A 514-nucleotide genomic window follows, 5' to 3' on the forward strand; every position below is an offset into this window, starting at 1 on the left:
CCTGGTGTCGCTGGTCATCCCGATCGTCCTGCAGCAGCTCGTCGACGGGCCGCTGGGGGACGGAGCGGCCTCCGCCGGCTCCGGCGACCTCGGGCCGCTGATCGGCCCGGTCGCCGTCATCCTCGTGCTCGGCGTCGTCGAGGCCGGTGCCATCGCGCTGCGCCGCCGGATGGTCCTCACCCCCAGCACGCGGATCGAGGCGCGCATGCGCTCGGCGCTCTACAGCCGCCTGCAGGACCTCCCCGTCTCGTTCCACGACCGCTGGCAGAGCGGGCAGCTCCTGTCGCGGGCGATGAGCGACCTCAGCCTCATCCGCCGCTGGATCGCCTTCGGCTTCGTCCTGCTCGTGGTCAACGCGCTGACGATCGTCGTCGGCTTCGGCGTCCTCGTCTACTGGAACCCGATCCTCGGCGTGCTCTTCGTCGTGTGCTCGATCCCGGTCTGGATCTACGGGTTCGCGTTCGAGAAGCGCTACTCGAGCATCGCGCGCCGCAGCCAGGACCAGGCGGGCGAC

General features: G+C 70.8%; 1 protein-coding gene. It reads left to right on the plus strand.

Going from position 1 to position 514, the window contains the following annotated elements:
- Positions 1 to 514: ABC transporter transmembrane domain-containing protein (locus C5B93_RS16845; RefSeq protein WP_146078544.1), on the plus strand; the 514-nt coding region annotated here is incomplete at both ends.

Origin of the sequence: Rathayibacter sp. AY1A2 (assembly GCF_002930935.1) — a bacterium.
Lineage (GTDB): Bacteria > Actinomycetota > Actinomycetes > Actinomycetales > Microbacteriaceae > Rathayibacter.